A 632-nucleotide genomic window follows, 5' to 3' on the forward strand; every position below is an offset into this window, starting at 1 on the left:
CGCCGCCTCTATGTGGAAAGAGATGCGCGAAGGCCGCTCCGCCATCGGCCCGCTCGCCAATTCCGAGCTTCATGACCTGGAGGGCATGACCGGCGCTGAGATCAAGGCGCTGCCCGAGCACGACATCGATCGCAAGCAGCTCGTCTCCATGGCCCGCTTCAGCTTGCTCGCCGTGCTTGCGGCGCGCGAAGCCATGCGGCAGGCCGGACTTTCCTGCGACGAAGGGAATGCCCATCGCTTCGGCGCTACAGTGGGCGTCGGCGGCTTGGGCTGGGATGTAATGGAGGAAACTTACCGGGCCCTCCTTTTGGACGGCGCGAGGCGAGTTGGCATCCTCGCTGTACCCAAAACGATGCCAAGCGCCGCCGCCGGCCAGGTGAGCTTGCGCCTCGGCTTGCGCGGGCCGGTGTTCGGGGTGACCTCCGCATGTGCCTCGGCCAACCATGCGATCGCCTCGGCGGTGGATCAGATCAAGCTGGGCCGGGCCGACGTAATGGTTTCCGGAGGCAGCGACGCACCCTTCGCATGGGGCGTGCTGAAAGCATGGGAAGCAATGCGCGTGCTTTCACCCGATACCTGCCGGCCCTTCTCCGCCGATAGGAAGGGCCTGGTGCTGGGCGAGGGTGCTGGCA

General features: G+C 66.1%; 1 protein-coding gene. It reads left to right on the forward strand.

From position 1 onward, the window contains the following. Positions 1-632 (forward strand): beta-ketoacyl synthase N-terminal-like domain-containing protein (locus EOA78_RS35615; protein ID WP_281034108.1); only part of this gene is annotated, 632 nt, incomplete at both ends.

The organism is Mesorhizobium sp. M5C.F.Cr.IN.023.01.1.1 (genome assembly GCF_003997585.1).
GTDB classification, from domain to species: Bacteria; Pseudomonadota; Alphaproteobacteria; order Rhizobiales; family Rhizobiaceae; genus Mesorhizobium; species Mesorhizobium wenxiniae.